17 protein-coding genes are annotated in these 17,591 nt (G+C 52.3%); all 17 read right to left on the reverse strand.

Features of this window, described 5'->3' with window-relative positions; all coding sequences use genetic code 11:
* Positions 1–28: 28 nt before the first annotated feature.
* Positions 29–1,195, reverse strand: coding sequence for an alpha-D-ribose 1-methylphosphonate 5-triphosphate diphosphatase (locus ATL17_RS05885; protein ID WP_133571822.1), 1,167 nt, complete (start codon positions 1,193–1,195; stop codon positions 29–31).
* Positions 1,182–1,901 carry a phosphonate C-P lyase system protein PhnL gene (locus ATL17_RS05890; RefSeq protein WP_133571823.1) on the reverse strand — a complete coding sequence of 240 codons (720 nt, stop codon included), beginning with the start codon at positions 1,899–1,901 and terminating at the stop codon, positions 1,182–1,184. Before ATL17_RS05890 ends, ATL17_RS05885 begins: the two co-directional genes overlap by 14 nt.
* Positions 1,902–1,909: 8 nt before the next feature.
* Entirely contained in the window at positions 1,910–2,719 is an 810-nt protein-coding gene (locus ATL17_RS05895) for an ATP-binding cassette domain-containing protein (RefSeq protein ID WP_133571824.1), read from the reverse strand.
* Positions 2,716–3,630 (reverse strand): alpha-D-ribose 1-methylphosphonate 5-phosphate C-P-lyase PhnJ, encoded by a 915-nt coding sequence (locus tag ATL17_RS05900; protein ID WP_133571825.1) that lies wholly within the window; start codon positions 3,628–3,630, stop codon positions 2,716–2,718. The genes ATL17_RS05895 and ATL17_RS05900 overlap by 4 nt, the downstream gene beginning before the upstream one ends.
* Positions 3,627–4,688: a carbon-phosphorus lyase complex subunit PhnI gene (locus tag ATL17_RS05905; RefSeq protein ID WP_133571826.1), complete on the reverse strand. Its 1,062-nt coding sequence runs from the start codon at positions 4,686–4,688 to the stop codon at positions 3,627–3,629. Before ATL17_RS05905 ends, ATL17_RS05900 begins: the two co-directional genes overlap by 4 nt.
* Positions 4,689–5,222, reverse strand: a complete 534-nt coding sequence (gene phnH / locus ATL17_RS05910) for a phosphonate C-P lyase system protein PhnH (protein ID WP_133571827.1) — start codon at positions 5,220–5,222, stop codon at positions 4,689–4,691.
* A 2-nt stretch (positions 5,223–5,224) separates the two neighbouring features.
* Positions 5,225–5,653, reverse strand: coding sequence for a phosphonate C-P lyase system protein PhnG (locus ATL17_RS05915; protein WP_133571828.1), 429 nt, complete (start codon positions 5,651–5,653; stop codon positions 5,225–5,227).
* Entirely contained in the window at positions 5,646–6,401 is a 756-nt protein-coding gene (gene phnF, locus ATL17_RS05920; protein ID WP_133571829.1) for a phosphonate metabolism transcriptional regulator PhnF, read from the reverse strand. Before phnF ends, ATL17_RS05915 begins: the two co-directional genes overlap by 8 nt.
* Before the next feature lie 112 nt (positions 6,402–6,513).
* Positions 6,514–8,172, reverse strand: coding sequence for an alkaline phosphatase family protein (locus tag ATL17_RS05925; RefSeq protein WP_133571830.1), 1,659 nt, complete (start codon positions 8,170–8,172; stop codon positions 6,514–6,516).
* An 8-nt stretch (positions 8,173–8,180) separates the two neighbouring features.
* Entirely contained in the window at positions 8,181–9,680 is a 1,500-nt protein-coding gene (locus ATL17_RS05930) for a tripartite tricarboxylate transporter permease (protein ID WP_133571831.1), read from the reverse strand.
* 11 nt (positions 9,681–9,691) lie between these two features.
* Positions 9,692–10,108 (reverse strand): tripartite tricarboxylate transporter TctB family protein, encoded by a 417-nt coding sequence (locus ATL17_RS05935; RefSeq protein ID WP_133571832.1) that lies wholly within the window; start codon positions 10,106–10,108, stop codon positions 9,692–9,694.
* Positions 10,109–10,163: 55 nt separating this feature from the next.
* Positions 10,164–11,099 carry a tripartite tricarboxylate transporter substrate binding protein gene (locus ATL17_RS05940; RefSeq protein ID WP_133571833.1) on the reverse strand — a complete coding sequence of 312 codons (936 nt, stop codon included), beginning with the start codon at positions 11,097–11,099 and terminating at the stop codon, positions 10,164–10,166.
* Positions 11,100–11,164: 65 nt separating this feature from the next.
* Entirely contained in the window at positions 11,165–11,662 is a 498-nt protein-coding gene (locus ATL17_RS05945) for a MarR family winged helix-turn-helix transcriptional regulator (RefSeq protein WP_166638906.1), read from the reverse strand.
* Positions 11,663–11,781: 119 nt separating this feature from the next.
* The gene (locus ATL17_RS05950; RefSeq protein ID WP_133571835.1) at positions 11,782–13,215 is read right to left on the reverse strand and encodes an amidase; all 1,434 of its coding nucleotides are present in this window, start codon (positions 13,213–13,215) and stop codon (positions 11,782–11,784) included.
* A 1-nt stretch (position 13,216) separates the two neighbouring features.
* Positions 13,217–13,948, reverse strand: a complete 732-nt coding sequence (locus tag ATL17_RS05955; protein WP_133571836.1) for an alpha/beta fold hydrolase — start codon at positions 13,946–13,948, stop codon at positions 13,217–13,219.
* A gap of 111 nt (positions 13,949–14,059) precedes the next feature.
* A complete protein-coding gene (locus ATL17_RS05960; RefSeq protein WP_166638907.1) occupies positions 14,060–14,950 on the reverse strand; it encodes a helix-turn-helix domain-containing protein in 891 nt (296 codons plus the stop codon).
* Positions 14,951–15,127: 177 nt separating this feature from the next.
* A complete protein-coding gene (locus ATL17_RS05965) occupies positions 15,128–17,485 on the reverse strand; it encodes a bifunctional diguanylate cyclase/phosphodiesterase (RefSeq protein WP_133571838.1) in 2,358 nt (785 codons plus the stop codon).
* Between the last annotated feature and the right edge of the window lie 106 nt (positions 17,486–17,591).

The raw sequence follows: 17,591 nt of genomic DNA on the forward strand, positions 1-17,591 counted from the left end.
CCAATTCATCCGGTATTTATTCAGCCTTTCAGGCCGCTTTGTTGAGGCCAACAACCCCATCAGAATAGATCACACGGCCATTGCGCATGCTGGTCACAATATGCCCCATGCCATCCGTTTCCGCGATCACCAGATCGGCCTTTTGACCAACTTCAATACGGCCACGATCTGTCAGACCCAGCGCTTTGGCCGGGTTGGCTGTCGCCAAGCGCACCGCACCTGGCAATCCGTTCGGATCAGTTTGCGCCAAAATCAAAATCGCAGGCAAAATTGAACTTGGGTGATAGTCAGATGCCAAAATATCCAACACGCCAGCTTCATGTGCCTGACGCGCCGACAAATTGCCGGAATAAGACTGGCCACGCAAAGCATTCGGCGCACCCATCGCATTGGCCAAGCCACAGGCATGGGCTTCTTTCGCCGCGATCATGTCTACTGGAAATTCGGAAATCGCCACACCAAACGCGTTCATCAGTGCGACTTTTTCAACCGTGTCGTCATCATGGCTGGCCATGATCACTTTGTGCGCTTTGCACAAATCTGAAATTTCGCGCAATGTCGCAGTTAACACATCTTCCGGGCGCGTGCGATCTGCAATCTTCCGTTCCACCAGCGCTTGCGCTTCGGTGCGGGAAATGCCGCGCATATGCGCCACATGTTCAATATGCCGCTCAATATCTCGATATTGGCCCTGGCCCGGCGTATGATCCATCAGCGAGACCAAATCCAACGTGTCATCTTCAATCAATCCGCGAATAACACTCAACGCATTGTCCAGCGTGATGTCAAAACGCGCATGAATACGGTGGTCCACATTCAACTTGTCGCGCACAGCACATAAGTCGCGGATCACTTGGCCCGTATGTTCAAACGACCGCATTTCACCGGCGGCAGCACCTGTGGTGAAGGAAACAGCGGCATAAGCGGTGACAACGCCAGCACCTGCCAAGCGGCGATCCAATTCGCGGAAAGCGATTTCCGCTGGCATATTAACCCGTGGGCGCGGCTCCAGTTCGCGCTCAATCATGTCCCCGTGCATATCAATAAAGCCCGGCATAAGCGCCAGGCCATCGCCAGCAATACCGCCGGCTACAGGTTCTTCGCGGATTTCGGCAATTAGGCCATTATCAATCCGCACTGCACCGCGCTCAATCACACGGTCATGTTGCACAATTCTCAGATCAGACAGCCACATCAGCCGGTCTCCGTTCTTCGCTTACAATTGTCAGTTCAATGGTGCGATCCACCAAATCAGCCACATCACCAGGGTGGTGAAAAACGCCGATCATGGCCACACCTTCTTTTTTCAATTCGTCCAAGCGCTGGGTCAACGCTGCGCGGGCCCCCGCATCAAGCGAGGCTGTAGGTTCGTCAAGCAGAAGCAATCGCCGCGGCAAAATTAAGGCGCGGGCCAAATTCACTTTTTGCTGCTCGCCACCAGAAAAGGTGGTTGGATATGCTTTCCAAAGCTTCTCCTTCACGCCAAACACATTTAGCCAATGGCGCGCTTGATCCAGCGCATCTTCAGGCGCCACCCCAGCCAACCGCAGCGGTTCAGCCACAATCTCTTCTGCCGCCACACGCGGACGCGCCACCAAAAACTGGGTCACAAACCCAATCTCTTCTGCCCGCAACAGGGCCACATCAATATCCGCCGCATTCGCCAGATCAATATCACCTCGTGCAGAATGGAACATCACTTGGCCATCAACTGGCAAATAGGTGCGATAAATGGTGCGCAACAAGGTAGATTTACCCACCCCGTTTGGCCCTTTAAGCAGCACAAATTCACCCTGCTTCAGGCTGAAATTCACATCACGAAATGCGTGCAACGTGTTGTCCAAATGATGCATTTGGAAGCTTTTGGTTAGCCCGCTTACATTCAAAACAGCTTCAGTCATGTTGTGCCTCACAATTTCGCATGGACAAGTTGTTGGGTATAGGCGTGTTGCGGGTCTTGGAACACTTGGTCCACCAAGCCCTGCTCAACCACCTGCCCGCGCCGCATCACCATAACCCGGTCTGCCATCGTGCGTATGACACCCAAATCATGGCTCACAATTACCATGGTGATCTTCCGATCCTGCTGCAAACGCTTGAGCGTATCGAGCACCAGGGCCTGCACCGACACATCCAGACCTGTGGTGGGTTCATCAAGCAGCAACAAGGCCGGCTCTAGCGCAATCGCCTTGGCCAATTGCACCCGCTGTTGCATCCCGCCAGAAAGTTCAATCGGCGGTGCGTCCATCCGCTCCAGCGGAAACTCACTAGCATCCAGCGCATCGCTGGCCTTTGCCCGCAAATTCGCAAAGCTGCGTTCCCCAGCGATCAGCAACCGTTCTGCCACATTGCCCGAACTTGTGTGCTTCATCAAAAGCCCTTGGTGCGGGTTTTGATACACAATGCCAATGTGCCGCGACCGCAATTGCAAGCGCGCATAGCGATCCATGTCAAAAAGGTTCGGCTTTTCGGTTTCAATATCGAGATGATAGGTGCCTTGATCTGGCAATTCCTGCAAATTCATCATCCGCAGCAAGGTAGACTTGCCCGAACCACTTTCACCGACAATGCCCAAAACTTCACCTGGATAAACCTTGGCCCCCACATGATCCAGCGCCACCACATCGCCATAGCGTTTGGAAATGTTGGTCATGTGCAACAACGGCTCATGGGTGATAAACTGCGGTGCGCTGCGCTCTAATTTCATGTCGACACTCATTGCGCCCACTCCCCGTCTTGATACCACGTCTCGCCAATCTTTTGCGATGCATCCTCTGGCGCATTCAGCGCCTTAATGCCCAAATTACTGTCCGACACTTCATAGCTTGAAGTGCCATCATCATTCGGAATTTCATTCATAAAGAAGCCTTTGAGCGCAGAGCGTGTGCAGGTGATGTTACCATGCTCTTCCACCTTGTATGGCACATCAGAGAACACCAATGGCTCCACCCGCGTATGCGGCGGCACGGCAAAAATGCGCTTTTCACGCCCAGCGGAAAGAATTGTCAAATGCTCAGCCATATGCAGTTTCGGCACGTCCCAACGCGGGATCGGCGACGGCGTCATCACATGACGACCATTCACCATGGACGGATATGACGCACCCTGCATCACCCGACCAGAGCGCACAATCTGCTCATAAAGTTGCAGCCACATGCGGCTATAATCTGCATCCGCATGCATTTGCCGCGCGATGGACATGTTCGGCTCCACAGATCGCAAAGGCTCCGGGTTTGGCACTTGCAGCACCAATATCTGATCCTTGGTCAGTTTCTCCTCTGGCACCCGGTGGCGCGACTGGATCAACGTGGCATCCAACGTATCCCATGTGGCTTTGGCCCCAGTCACCCGCGTCAAAAACTTGCGGATCGATGCCGCATTCACGCTGTCATCTGCCCCCTGATCGATGACCTTCACAATTGTTTGCGGGTTCATCAGGGTTAGCGACACTTGCAACCCACCCGTGCCCCAGCCCCGCGCCATCGGCACTTCGCGGCTGGCGTAAGGCATTTGACACCCCGGCACCGCCACAGCCTTCAGCATTTTGCGGCGCAATTCGCGTTTGGCGGAAGCATCCAAAAAGCCGTAGCTCACCGCTTCCCAATCTTTGCTCAGCGATTTTAAATTCATTCTGCCGCCTCCATTTGCGGGGTTTGCTTTTTCGCCTTCGCATCGCGCATGGCATCTAGGCTGGATTGGAACGTCACATAGTGCGGCAGTTTGAAGTGGATGCAGAAGCCTGAGCTTTCCACACCCTCTGTGTGGTAGAGGAAGAACTCTTCCTCAACCGCAGAATTCTTCTCCGCGCCATCCGCATTCAAATCCAGCGTGGCAGCCGAGATGCATTTCACCTCGTTCCACCCAAACGTTGCCGCGAACCCGCGATCCAAACGCTCGCCCTTGGCTTTTGAAATCACTTCCGCCTGGCTGACCTTCACGCGCCCCGCACTAAAGCTGGTGCCGCATGGGTGCTGCACTTCAATATCCACTTCAGCCAGCCGCAATTCGCTGACCGTTGGGTGCGCTTGGCCATAGCCGCGCATGGCGGAATAACCGAGTGCCAACACGCCGCCGGAATCTGCTCGCGCCAAGCTTTGCAGCCGATGGGCACGCTTTGCGGGAAACAGCAAGGGTTCCCGCGTCAAATCCGGAATGTCGTCTGGCGCTGTATCATCATGTTCCGCATCATCTACCAAGCCTTGGCTCGACAACCATGCGCTCACGCTTGGCTGATGCGAAGGTGCCGCTTTTTCCGCTGCCTCAACAGGCTTTGGCGTGTGATCTTCGCCAGCCAACACTTCGGTCGCCAGCAAACGGTGGGCATAATCCAAAGATGGACCCAATAGCTGGCCGCCCGGAATATCCTTAAATGCCGCCGAAATACGCCGAAACACATGCTGCTTATCTTGCTCAAGCGGCTTTGCCACCGTGATACGCGGTTGCGTTGTGCGCCATGCGCGCAACAACAGCACTGCCTCGCTCAACTCGCCACCGGTTTGCGCCAGCGCCAGTGCTGCAACATCTTGATCATAAAGCGATGCTTCGCCCATCACCCGGTCCACAAGATAAGGCATGGTTTCGCGCACTTGCTTCACCTTCTCAGGCGTAATGGTGCCCAACTCTTGCTTGAACAAGCGCTCAGATTGCTCGATGGCCCGTTCGCCACCCCGTGTTGCAACATAGGCCATTTACAAAACCTCCACCTTGGTGGACCGCGGCAACGCCATCAGCTGCGCACCATCCACAATCAACATGTCAAAACCTGTCGGATATCGAATTTGCCGTGCGCGATGGTCCCACACCGCACGTTCAATTCCAGCAATGGCCACATCTTTATGGCGTTTAATGCCTGGCCCGCTCAGCCGCAGCTTGTCGCCCTTGGCCAACCGCGCCGAAACAATCAATGTCGCGCCGTCGTCCGGGTATAGATCAGAGCCAATTTTCACCTTCGGCAAAAGCGCCGACAATTCGCTTGCGCGGCAAAACACAAAGTCAGCCTCACCAATTGAGGTAAAACGCGCGCCGGTTTCGCTCAATTGCTGAATAAGAACTTCATCACTGGCGAAGAAGGTGCATTCGCGATCGATTAGCGCGGCAACAACAGGACCAAAATCGCTGTCTGGCAGCGTTTCAATTTGGCCCGGCCGTGCGGTTGCACTCAACATCGCGTCAAACGCGGCATTGGCAAATGCTTCTTCATGATTACGTTGGGGAGCCGCCATAATTAAAATGTCTCCATATTGACGCGCGTGGCTTCCACCGCCCGCATGCGTTCATTGTCATTTGCCGCAATGGCATCAGCTTGCGCCGCCACAAAAGCATCAATGGTTGAAAGTTCATGGCCTGCCTGCCACGCGGCATCGATCACCGCGATGGCCATTGCCGCTTCCAAATCACGTCCTGTTTTCATGCCATAGCCTTCTTGGCCCAGCGCCCTGATATGCGCTTCAGCAACCAGCACTTCGCCCAGATGGAAGGCCGTGCCTTCCACCGTGTCGCGCATGGGCAGCATCACCAGCCCGGTACGGTTTTTAATCACTTCAACTTCATCAATGTCTGCCAGCAATTGCTCAGCAAATTGTTTGATTTCGGCATCATTGCCGCGGGCCAATGTTGCAAGCACAAAGGCATGGCGGCTTTGTTGGTCAGCCATTTTGGCGCTCCATTTCTAACGGGATCGGAAAATCTTCTGGTTCAGCTTCAAGTGAAAAGCGCACGCGCGCGCCAGCCCATGCCACCTGCGAATAGCTGATGGGCGTGCCATCAAGCAGTGCATCGATGGAGCTCACCACCATCACTGGCATTTGCGGATGCTGCGCTAGGGCATGTGCTTCCGCTGTGCGCGGCTGGCGGGTGTAGACAGTCGTGTCGGCCCGCACATAATCTTCAATGCCATAGCTTTTGTAAGTATCGGTCACAGACTTATGCTGCGCACGGCGATGTATATAATCGGGGAAGCGATCATAAGGCTTGTAGGCCGTGCCATAAGCGATAGGCACATTGTCTGCCGTGGTCAGCCGTTCAATCCGGATCACCTGATCGCCCGGCTTAATGCCAAGCGCCTGCGCAACCTTTTCATCGGCCTTGCCCACACTATGACCCAACATTTTGCCGCCCGGCGCCAAACCTTGCTCTCGTAGGTTCTGCCGAAAGCGTGTGCGCCGACCGATCACATATTTGATCAGTTCAGGCGTTTCCACATATGTGCCACTGCCTTGCTGTGTGCGCACCTTGCCTTCAATCGACAAAGCCGCAATGGCGCGCCGCACAGAATGGCGGCCCGCGTCAAACTTGGCGCAAAGGTCGGGCTCCGTTGGCAAACGCGCACCCGGCTTCAACTGCCCAGCTTTGATCTCGGAATCAATGGCATTGCGCACCAATATCCATTTTGAATCGGCCATAGCTCACCAAAATTCGTTCGAATGAATCGAAATCTATTGTGGCCGCACTACATTATTGTGACGCTTCTTCGACGTCTAAATGACAATGGCAGATGAATTTGATTTGGGAGCGTTAGGTGGCTTTTTGCCCTTTGCCTTTAATGGGTATCACCTTTTCTTCTGGCACTTCCGACCCGTCATAAAGCCCCAGAAAAATGCCCTTCTCCAGCGCTTTGCCCCGCATCATTTTGATGCGGTCATCAGATATGGCTGTCCGCTGAGACATGCGCCGCGCCCATGCACCCAAATGGCGATACATTTGCTCACGCACAGGATAATGCGCCGCGCTATCTCCAAGATCGTAATATTCTTCCGGGTCGTCGTTCAGATTGAACAACATCGGGCGCATATCCCCTTCGGCGTGCACCAATTTCCAATCCTTATCCGCTACCATAAATAGGCGACAATCCGCAGGCTCCAACCCTAGTTTTTCCGCCGCCAATGTGGTGGAGTAATCATATTCGGAGATCACAAAGTCGCGCCAATCGTCTACCTGTTCGCCGCGTAAAAACGGCATCAAAGATCGTCCTTCGACGATATGGTTTGGAATGTCCTGCCCGAACCATTCCAAAAATGTTGGGACCAAATCGATAGCTTCAACCAGCTCATCACACACCGTCCCGCGTGTCCCATCAGTGTCGGCGCTCGGATCATAAATGATCAACGGCACCTTGACCGAACATTCGTGGAAAAGGTCTTTCTCGCCCAGCCAATGATCGCCCAAATAATCCCCGTGATCAGATGTGATCACGATCATGGTATTGTCCATCTGCCCGGTTTCTTCCAGATAGGTAAACAACCGCCCCATCTGATCATCGCATTGCTTGATCAGGCCCATATAAGCGGGGATCACCTTCTCCCGCACTTCATCCTTAGAAAAGCTCTGCGCCACCAAATTTTCCATATAAGCGCCATAAACCGGATGCGGATGCGCCTTTTCTTGGTTACTGCGTTGCACAGGCAAAATATGCTCTGGCCCATACATGTCATGATAAGGCGCAGGCACAATATAGGGCCAATGCGGCTTGATGTAAGAGAGGTGGCACAACCAAGATTTATCAGCCTCGCGCCGCTCTTCCATAAACTGGATCGCTTGGCTGGTCAGCCAAGGGGTCTCGGAATCCTCTTCCTTGATATTGGCAGGCTGATCCGCATTTTGCATCAACCAACCGGAGGCAATATCCCCCTCTTCATTCAGCGCCGAATTGGCATTTTCATGCCACGGATTATGCGCCTCATAGCCCTTATCTTTCAGATATTCATTGTAGGGCGAGCGCTTGCTGTCATAAAGACCACCAACGCCCTCAGCCCAGAGGCCATCATCACGAATATAGGCATCAAACCCACATTCTGATTGCCGCGCGCCGATCACGCTATCGGGCATAATGCCCAGCCGCTTCAACCCAGCCTCATCAGCCTGCATGTGGGTCTTGCCAATCAAATAGCAATCAATGTCCCCATTGCGCAGATGATCCCCCAGCGTAAACTCGCCCACTTTCAGTGGAAAATTGTTCCGCTGCGCCCCATGGCTATGCACATAACGCCCTGTGTAATAACTCATGCGCGATGAACCGCAAATCGGCGACTGCACATAGGCGCGGGTAAAGCGCACACCCTTTTCCGCCAAACGATCCATATGGGGCGTATGCAAGTGCGGATGGCCCTGACAGCTCAAATAATCAAACCGGAGCTGATCAAACATGATGAACAGAACGTTTTTCTTCTGGGTCATAAAAACCTCTATAATTCTTTTTGGCGATCAGCCCAGATCATCCAAACCATGGTGATCAGCGCGATCGCAAATAAGGCCAAAGCAATTGGGTAATTGATCAAGGCCAAAACATTGCCATCCAACAAAACAAGACTTTGCGACAAGGCAATTTCAAACCGTCCGCCAAGGAAGAAGGCGATGATGAAAATCACAGGTGAGAAGCCAAAGCTCGTCATCACATAGCCGAGCGCCGCTGCCATCAACATGATGATCACACCGAACAGGCCGCCCGTAGCCAAATAGACCCCGGCGATGCACAACAGAATGGCGGTGGAAAAGATAACGGATTCCGGCGCACGGATCACAAAGGACCACAAGCGCAAGCCCAATTGCCCCACAAACAGATTAGCGAAATTCGCCATAATCATCGCGCCAAACAGGCCATAGACCAGCCGCCCCTGTTCTTCAAACAGCAACGGCCCCGGCTGAATACCGTGGATCACAAAAGCAGATATAATCAGCGCCGCACCCACACTTCCAGGAATGCCAAGTGTCAAAAGCGGAATCAGATTGGCGCCCATTACTGCCGAGTTCGCGCTCTCCGCCGCCGCGATCCCCTGCAAATTGCCTTTGCCAAAGCTCTCAGGATCTTTGGACGATTTTTTGGTCGCCGCGTAAGACATAAAAGCAGCCGCAGTAGAGCCAACGCCGGGCAAGGCCCCCAATATCGTGCCAATAAACGCACCGCGCACCATGGTGAAGCGACAGGCCCAATATTCGGCAAAGCTCACGCGACGATCTTCTGGCATCATATCTTTTTGCTGCGCAATCGCCGCAGAGAAACCTTTTTTGCTGCTGGCCAGCCGCCGCAAAATCTCAGCAACAGCCAACATACCGATGGCCACTGCCGCCAACGGCAAGCCGTCAAACAGCTCAAAATAGCCGAAATAATAGCGCGGTGTGGCATGTTCCGGGTCCAGCCCCACAGTCGCCGCCAGCATGCCCAAAGCCGCTGCGATAATCCCTTTTGAAATGCTCTTGCCCACCAAACCTGCGATCACGGAGAATGCAAAGACCATCAGCGCCAGAATTTCCACCGGTCCCATTTTCAACGCAACCAGCGCGAGCGGCGCGGATATGGTCACCAACACAATGTCGGAAAATGTGTCGCCTGTGACGGAGGAGTAAAGCGCCATCTTGGTCGCCTTTTCCGGCTTACCTTGCTGCGCCAGCGGATGCCCATCCATTGCTGTCGCTGCCGCATCTGGCGTACCGGGCGTGTTGATCAAAATCGCAGGCACCGCCCCGCCAACCAGACCACCCTTATTGATACCAACCAGAAAAGCAATTGCCGGGAGCGGATCAATCACAAAGGTGAAGGGAATGGCGATAGCCATCGCCATCACCGGGCCAATGCCGGGCATGGCTCCCACAAATTGCCCCAGCATCACGCCAAACACCACAAACATCAAATTGATGGGCGTAAAAGCGTCAGCAAATCCAGCCAAGATAACGGAAAAATCGACCATAAATTATCCAATTAGATCAGGGGACGGGAAAGCACATATTCAATAAGAAACGAGATGCTGAACGGTAAAACCAATGCTCCTATGAGCAGCCAGTGCCATCGGCGCTCGCCCACCAGCAGCATCAGCACAAGCGCCAAACCCGGCGCCACAAAATGATATCGCCATTGCACCATCGCCCACAGCCCGGCCACTATCACCAGCAGAAAGCCTGCCGCCCGCGCCATTTTCGGGAAATCAATAAACTGATCCTGCGGCGCGGTAAGCGCTAGGATTACACCCGCAAGCATCATGATCACGGCCATCACATTGGGCACCGTGTTGGGCCGCAACCAACCATAGCCAACTGTTTCAGTCGCCATTGGCGTGATGAGGAAGAATAGCGCTGCACCAAACGCGGCAACAGCCACGCCCGTTAATCGTTCAATCATGGTCGATCACCTGAGAAGAGCGAAAAGCTGCCCCGGTGCGGGGCAGCCAAATTGCTTAGTTGAACAGATCGCCAACGCTGTTCAAGCCATCTTTCATCATTTTCTCTGTGCCGTCCGGGCCAAGATTATTGACGCTATTCTGCATCACATTCTTCACCAGATCCTGCACTTTCTCTGAGCCAATGGCATTGTCCAAAGCAGCTGCTAAGGCAGACTTTGCTTCGTCAGACATGCCACCCGGTGCCGCAAAATAAAAATACGGGTCGGTGTAAAGATCATACCCCTGCTCTTGCAGCGTCGGTACATCTTCAGCATAGGCATGACGGTCCGCATTTGCACTGGCCAACATTTTCACGTCGCCCTTTTCTAAATATTGAATGTGCGTGCCCGCATTGAACGACGCAACAACCTGCCCACCCAAAACAAACTGCACCATTTCGGCTGAGCTTTTTGTGGACACAAGCTTAAAGCCAGCACCTGTTTGCTCATTCAGCGCCATCAACATCAATTCTTGCGGCTTGGCATCAAAAGCAACCGGAACTCCGCCCTGCTCTTTTGAATATTCAATCAGCCCCGCCATATCATCAAATGGCGCATCGCTTTTGGCGATCAGCGCCAATTGCGCCCGAGTCACGGTGCCGAGATAGTCAAAGCTATCCAGATCAAATGGCAATTGATCGCCGCGTAAGGTGAGGTTGATCAACACAGGCATAGATACACCCATCGCGATCACTGACCCGTCATTCTTGGCGTTCAGCAAACCAGTGAACATGGCAATGCCGCCACCGCCAGGCTTATTTTGTGGCACCACATTCCAGCCTGTCTGCTCTTCCATTGTGGCGGCAATCACCCGACCCAAAGTGTCGGTTTCACCGCCAGCACCAAAGCCAATTTGCAACTCAATCGGACCAGATGGCGCCCAATCTTCAGCCAATGCTGGCGCAGCCATGCCCAACATTGCTGCACATGCTAGTGCGATAATTTTCTTCATTATATATCCTCCCAATCGGCCCTCTTCTCTCCAAGGGCGTTGCTCAGCGTGCTCCGAAATTTCGGTTAGCCCGCTTGTTGCGCTTCATCATTGCAGGCCAATTGCGCCGCTTTCGCCACGCGTTCAGCCATATCGAGGAATTGTGTTTTTTCCGCTTCGCTTAAAACCGCATCAATCTGCTGGTGATAGGCAGCAATCACAGGCTGCACCCGATCAAAATAGGCCTGGCCTGTTTCACTCAGGCCAAAAATCCGAACCCGACGATCCTCTTCCGATTGCCGAGATTGAATAATACCCTTTTGCTCAAGCTTCATCAGCGCACGGCTGACCTGTGCCTGCTCAATACCCGCAAAATCTACAAGGTCTTTTTGCGATGGGTTTTCACTTTGTGAAATGCAAAGACATATCCGCCATTCAACCAGCCCCAATTCACCATTAGCAGCCAGCAACATGGAAATTTGCCCGCGCAATAGCCGCGACAAACGCTGCGTGGCAACAGACAGTTCACTTGCTGTGCTTGGAATATGGTCCAACCGTAAAACGGAATTTGTCGTTTTGTTCATTTCACTCATCCCCCACACATTAAATTATATGACACATCATTTAATGACAAGTCATATTTATTTGCCGAAGAATATCTTCAGCTCAAAATACGAGAGGAAATGAAAAATCTAATGTGAAATCAAAGTCGTTTGATCAAATCATTTTGGCGCTTTTGCCAATCAAAATAATATTCAAAGTCCCGCGCGATGTGCAGCAAAATATCCTCACACCCAGTGCCCGCAACACATTGCACACCAATTGGCAAATCATCCTGATTCCAATGAATGGGCAAACTGATCGCTGGCTGGCCCGTCACATTAAAAAGCGACGTAAAGGGTGCAAATCCGAAGATTTTTTGGAAAAATACGTCAAGATTAAGCGTACTTGCATCTAACTCACCTAAAGGCAGAGGCGCTTTCGCCAGTGTTGGCGTAAGCAGCAGATCAAAACGGCTGGTGGTTTGCATTATGTCTCGTGCCATAAGATGCAATTGAGCCGTCGCGCGATTAAGCTCGCCCCCATCGATGCCTCGACCCAACCGCAGCATCTGCCAAACAACTGGCTCAAAATCATCTTCACGCGCCTGCCGCTTCAACACCTTTTCATGCGCATTGATGGTGGCCGCAACGCTGCTCGCGATCACTTTGCGAAAACAATTCGCCATCTCCGGCCCATTGATCGAAATGTGCATATCGATCAGCTCATGTCCCATTTCGGAAAATGCCGCTTCAGCTCTGTTTAGTGCCAATTCACATTCTGGGTCTATCGGGACCTCATTCGGCGGCAACCGCATCACGCCCACCTTGTATTTCGGGCAAGGCTGCCGCAAAAGCTCCTTATAAGTGCCTGACATAGTAGGCGCCAAATAAGGCACCGCGCCGTCCTGATTGGCAAGGCAATCTAACAGCCCCGCCACATCACGCACTGAGCGCGTAAGGAAAAAGGCGTGAAACATGTCATGCCAACCTTCCCCTTCGTCCAACCCAGCAAAGATGCGGCCTCGAGTTGGCTTCAAGCCAACCAAACCACAGCACGATGCGGGAATACGGATTGAGCCACCGCTATCCGTTGCATGCGCAATGGGCACCATCCCGCTGGCCACAGCCGCGGCAGCACCGCCGCTTGAACCGCCAGTGCTCCGCGCAATATTCCATGGGTTCAAGGCAGGGCCATGAAAGGCACCTTCAGTGCTCGTATTGATGCCAAACTCAGGCGTATTGCTACGGCCGATAATAGACATGCCCGCGCGGCGCATCCGCGCCACCAAGTCGCTATCATGGGAAGAAATATGCCCTTTAAAGAACCGGGAGCCGTGGGTTAAAGCAGACCCTTTCACCAAAGTGTGCAAATCTTTCACCAAGGTTGGCACACCAAAAAAGGGCGGCAAGTGCTCGTGCCAACTCTCCATTTCCAATGCAGGCACAATAGATGTGACCGCTGCATTGAAGGTGGGGTTGAGACGAGCAATTCTTTGTTGGGCAGCCCGCGAAGGGGAATAGGGGTCCACCTCCCCGCGCGCCACCAAACCTGCCAAACCCGTGGCATCTAAAAGGGCATATTCCTCTTCCTTCACCTTATGCGCGCCCCGCTTTAATCAGCGCATCAGCTAACGCATCAGGGTTGGAATACATCAATTCATGGCTGCCCTGCACATTTACCAGACGGCATGGCGCAATTTGCTCATACATGCGAGGGAAAAGGCCGAACTCACCCACCGGAAACACCACATCTTCCATGCAGCGAATGTAACTCTTGGCGATCGGCAGTTGCGCAAATTTGCTTAAATCCACGGCCTCGGTCAGCGGCCCAAATGGCTCAGGGCATAATTCATCAAACGCCGCCCGTGCCACTTCTTCACTGGCGTCACCGATAAAACTATCGCGCCAAACCTCCCAGGGCACCATAATTTGATTATTGTCATTTGCGGCAGCCATTTGCGCAAATAAATCGGCATAGGCAGGCGGCACCGCCTGCGTCAGCGCTTCACCATCTTTTGCCAACAGAGGCGATATCAATACCAATCGCGCAATCGTGTCGCCCAATTTTTCCGCGGCTTTGCACACGATAGTGCCACCAGCGCTGTGCCCAACCAAAACAAACTTGTCCAGCGCCGCGGCATCAACATAGTCCACAATCGCTTGCACATATTTTTCAAGCGAAACATCTGTTGCGCCATCCCCATGACCTGGCAGCGTGATCGCATGTGTTTTATGGCCATTGGCCTGCAACACCGCCTCCACATGCCGCCAGCAAGCACCTGTGTGCCAAGACCCATGTATCAATAAAAATTCATGATGTTGTTGCATTTCTGCTCCTCCTCAAGAAATCAACTCAAGAAGATTAGCAGCCATGGTGCGGGCTGTTTTTGGCGCTTATCACAAAGATTTAGGAAATCAGCACAATTTGAAAGTTTTGGCCTAGCGGGGCAGCGCCACCAACTTAGGCGATAGGCCAAAATGAGCTTTAAATGCCGCCGAGAAACTGGCCACATGTTCGTAGCCAACCAACGCCGCAACCTCAGATACGCTGCACCGATCTCGCTCCAACATATACCACGCCAATTCCATCCGTTTTGTGACAATATATTGGCCAATACTCATATTGAACTTATGTTTGAACCCATAAGAAAGCTTATTGCGGTTCAACCCGACCAGTCGTGCCAGTTCGGGCACCGCGGGCACTTGCACCAAATCATCTTCAATATGCTTGCGTGCTTGATCAATTCGATCCCAATCGCCATCGCGCATGCGCAAAGGCATTGGCGTACGATCCGTCAAAATCATAGTGTGGAACGCAGCAATAAGCAGCTCTTCGCATTTTGCCCGCACATAATTGTATCGCAATGCCCCTTGATAAGGCACATACAAAAGTTCACGCACGATGCGTAGAGTTTGAGGCGTTTGCCAAAACCGTTCAAAAAAGAAAGGATTATCGCCAAAGCTAAGCTGCCCCAAGCAACTCCCACTCAATTCTGGCATGTCTTGCAACCGTTGGCGCAAATAGCTTTCATGCACGGAAAGCGTCACACATTCTGAACTGGCATTTCCATGGATAAAATGCTCGCAGGCCACACCTTCTGGTTGATGGAAAACGCGCAATTCGGAACCTTTAAGGTCAAACGCTCCTGCATCATCAAAAACAAATGTGGCATCTGAGGCTAGGCTAAAATTGAATCGCACCCAACCTTCGCCTTGATAACGCAAATAGCCTTTGTCTTTCCAAAAGCACTTGCTCAAAATCACATTGAATTCAGGGCAAAATTCAATGAACTCAACCGCGCCTTCTCCCCGATCATTAGCAAAGCGCAACAGCACATCTTGTGCGCTGAATTGCTCGCAATGCGAGTCACAAAAAACGCTATCGCGAACTTGCAAAGCGTTTTTATTCAATGAAACTGAAGTGACAGGGGAAAGATCAACTGTGTCCATTACAACATGACACACCAATTTATAGGCCTTGGCAAGTCATATTGAATTTTGTGCAGTTTAGCTGATCTTTTTCTTGTCGGGCTCAACAAAGGTTACTTTACCCGGTGCGGAAAAAGGCTCTGGCTTGCCATAATAATAGCCTTGAACCAACTGACATCCATGCTCCAGCAGGAAGGCCAGCTGTTCCTTATTCTCAACCCCTTCGGCCAAAATCGGCACTGAAAGCGCATCTCCTAGGGACAGGACGGCTCTGAACACGCCTTTGGATTTATAATTATTATCAATGTCATCGATCAAAGATTTATCGAGCTTGATTTTGTCAAATGGGAACGCCCGCAACATGGCGAGTGACGAATAGCCGGTGCCAAAATCATCCACTGAAATAGAGATACCAAGCGCCTTTAACCGCTCAAGCACAGAAATGGCTTTTTTCTGATCGGCAATAAAAGTGGTTTCAGTCACTTCAAGTTCCAACCGCTGAGGGGCCAAACCGCTTTCCAGCAAAATATCCTGCACTTGCTCAACAAAATTAGGTGTGGTGAGCTGAGCTGGCGACAAATTCACGGAAACCGGAAGACCGCTGCTCCAGCTCGCCGCTTCGTGGCAAGCGGTGCGCAAAACCCATTCGCCCAACATCACAATCAGGCCAGTTTGCTCTGCCAATGGAATAAACACATTTGGCGGCAACATGCCTTTGGTCGGGTGGTTCCAGCGCACAAGTGCTTCATAACCCGCTACGGTTTCATTCGGCACATTCATCTGCACTTGATAATGCAATTCAAGCTGATCACCTTGGATTGCCAACCGCAACTCATCTACCAATTGGCGCCGCTTGCGAATGGTGTCGTCCATGCCTTTATCATAAAGGCAAATCTGCTGGTCATCAGATGATTTCGCCCGATACATGGCCATATCAGCATTGTTCAAAAGCGTGTTAATTTGCCGTCCATCTTCTGGATAAAGCGCGATGCCGAAGCTCGCTTCACATCGCAACACCACACCATCATGCTCAATATCTTGGTTCAACTCGCGTTCAAGCAGCTCAGCCAGTTGGATTGCATCATCCTTTGACTCGATTTTCGAGAAAACAACAAATTCGTCGCCGCCGATACGCGCCGCAAACTGATGGGCCGCCAAAGCCTTTTTCAATCGTTTGCCCGTTTTGCCCAAAACGCTGTCACCGGCAGCATGGCCATACATATCGTTGATTTCTTTGAAGCGATCCAAGTCGATGGCAATCACCGCGTAATCACCATCCTCGCCGCCCCAATCTAGAATGCTTTGGCTATTCTCCAAAAAGGTGGGACGGTTCCGTAATCCGGTCAGGCTGTCATATTGCGCCAAGAAGGTGATTTTTTCTTCCTGCGCCAAACGCTGGCTAATGTCGCGCAACGCCAAAATGGTCAAAGGCTGACCATCCTCGCTCACTTGTTCCGTTTGCACCGCCAGTTCAACCGGCAGGCTCGATCCATCGGCACGCTTAAGCTCTGTCGCGCTCAAAACACCTTCTTGATATTGCTCAACTTGATCCAAAAATTTGGCCACAGGCTGCCCTGTGATTTCCTTTTTGGACATCTTCACCATACGGGCAAATTCGCTGTTGGCCTCAACCATTAAGTCACCGCGTACCACCGCCATGCCATCCACAGCACTTTCAGCCAAATGGCGCAAACGGATCGACGCAAAGGCGCGTGCCTGGTTATCAAGGAAATAGGTTACGGCCCCGGTGCCCAACACCAGAAAACATACGCCAGCCACCGCAGCTGCAATCAAATCACGCGCTTCAACCGCGGTTACGTCGCCACTGGTAGGTGCCAATGGTGTAATCTCAAGCGCGGCCATGCCGGTGAAATGCAGGCTCACGATGGCCAACACCATTGTGCCCGTGCCCGCAGCAATGCTGCGCGCGCCACGCATATTCTGCATCAACCAAAATGTCAGCGCCCCTAAAAGGACTGCAAGGAAAACGGATGCAGCAACATAACTCATGTCCCATGCGGTTAGCGCGCGCGCTGAAAAAGCGGTCATGCCCATATAGTGCATGGCGGAAATTGCTAGCCCGAAAGTTGCGCCACCAATTGGTGCGGCAAACGCAAAACGTTCACCCGCCAAGCCATATGCAGCGATACAGCCAAGAATGGCAACAATGAGCGAGATTAATGTCGGCCCAAAGTCATAGGCAACCGGAACACCCGGTTCAAAAGCGAGCATGGCAACATAATGGGTGCACCAAATAGTTGACCCTGCTGCAATCGCACCAATAAATCCCCACGCAAATCGCGCCCGCGATTTGGTGGCAAATACCTTTTTGAGCAAATGTACAGACACGAAAGCACCCGATGCGCAAATCAATGCAGCAAGGGCCACCAAAATCAGGTCGTGTGCATACGCAATACAATTAATCACACGCAACATGTTATCTCTCCTACCCCCTATATAGGCCTAATTCCCTTACAAATTATTGAATGTGTTGTTGATCTAACGAAACCGCGAAATAGGGGTAAGCACCGATGATCTGAAA

The organism is Maritalea mobilis, assembly GCF_004363175.1.
In the GTDB taxonomy this organism is placed as follows: domain Bacteria; phylum Pseudomonadota; class Alphaproteobacteria; order Rhizobiales; family Devosiaceae; genus Maritalea; species Maritalea mobilis.

What these genes read in the sequence shown, in the direction of transcription:
- ATL17_RS05885 (WP_133571822.1), bottom strand. Translation starts at nt 1,195, where the DNA reads ATGTGGCTGTCTGATCTGAGAATTGTGCAACATGACCGTGTGATTGAG.
- ATL17_RS05890 (WP_133571823.1), bottom strand. Translation starts at nt 1,901, where the DNA reads ATGACTGAAGCTGTTTTGAATGTAAGCGGGCTAACCAAAAGCTTCCAA.
- ATL17_RS05895 (WP_133571824.1), bottom strand. Translation starts at nt 2,719, where the DNA reads ATGAGTGTCGACATGAAATTAGAGCGCAGCGCACCGCAGTTTATCACC.
- ATL17_RS05900 (WP_133571825.1), bottom strand. Translation starts at nt 3,630, where the DNA reads ATGAATTTAAAATCGCTGAGCAAAGATTGGGAAGCGGTGAGCTACGGC.
- ATL17_RS05905 (WP_133571826.1), bottom strand. Translation starts at nt 4,688, where the DNA reads ATGGCCTATGTTGCAACACGGGGTGGCGAACGGGCCATCGAGCAATCT.
- phnH (WP_133571827.1), bottom strand. Translation starts at nt 5,222, where the DNA reads ATGGCGGCTCCCCAACGTAATCATGAAGAAGCATTTGCCAATGCCGCG.
- ATL17_RS05915 (WP_133571828.1), bottom strand. Translation starts at nt 5,653, where the DNA reads ATGGCTGACCAACAAAGCCGCCATGCCTTTGTGCTTGCAACATTGGCC.
- phnF (WP_133571829.1), bottom strand. Translation starts at nt 6,401, where the DNA reads ATGGCCGATTCAAAATGGATATTGGTGCGCAATGCCATTGATTCCGAG.
- ATL17_RS05925 (WP_133571830.1), bottom strand. Translation starts at nt 8,172, where the DNA reads ATGACCCAGAAGAAAAACGTTCTGTTCATCATGTTTGATCAGCTCCGG.
- ATL17_RS05930 (WP_133571831.1), bottom strand. Translation starts at nt 9,680, where the DNA reads ATGGTCGATTTTTCCGTTATCTTGGCTGGATTTGCTGACGCTTTTACG.
- ATL17_RS05935 (WP_133571832.1), bottom strand. Translation starts at nt 10,108, where the DNA reads ATGATTGAACGATTAACGGGCGTGGCTGTTGCCGCGTTTGGTGCAGCG.
- ATL17_RS05940 (WP_133571833.1), bottom strand. Translation starts at nt 11,099, where the DNA reads ATGAAGAAAATTATCGCACTAGCATGTGCAGCAATGTTGGGCATGGCT.
- ATL17_RS05945 (WP_166638906.1), bottom strand. Translation starts at nt 11,662, where the DNA reads ATGAACAAAACGACAAATTCCGTTTTACGGTTGGACCATATTCCAAGC.
- ATL17_RS05955 (WP_133571836.1), bottom strand. Translation starts at nt 13,948, where the DNA reads ATGCAACAACATCATGAATTTTTATTGATACATGGGTCTTGGCACACA.
- ATL17_RS05965 (WP_133571838.1), bottom strand. Translation starts at nt 17,485, where the DNA reads ATGTTGCGTGTGATTAATTGTATTGCGTATGCACACGACCTGATTTTG.